Raw genomic sequence first — 268 nt, forward strand, 5'->3', positions numbered from 1 at the left:
TCCGGAAGATCTGATCGGGAGTTTTGACGGTTTTGTAAGCAGTGTGCAGGACGGCCAGAACGTATCCTGCGCGTCAAAGTCGGCTAAAGACTGTATAGAGCTTGCAGCAAATTCCGGAACGTTAGTGGGAGAAGTTCCCGGAGGAGCGTATGGTGTTTGGCAGTTTAGTCAATTCTACCCGATTTTGAAAACAAAGAAGGAGATGGACAAACGCAAGGGGATGATGGACCAGGCCCGGAATGTAAGAAAGTCTGGAATGGGAAGACTT

General features: G+C 48.9%; 1 protein-coding gene. It reads left to right on the forward strand.

Translation table 11 applies throughout. The annotated features are described in order from the left end of the window. Positions 1 to 268: hypothetical protein (locus tag EHQ17_RS19900; protein WP_167882487.1), on the forward strand; the 268-nt coding region annotated here is incomplete at both ends.

Source organism: Leptospira gomenensis, assembly GCF_004770155.1.
GTDB lineage: Bacteria > Spirochaetota > Leptospiria > Leptospirales > Leptospiraceae > Leptospira > Leptospira gomenensis.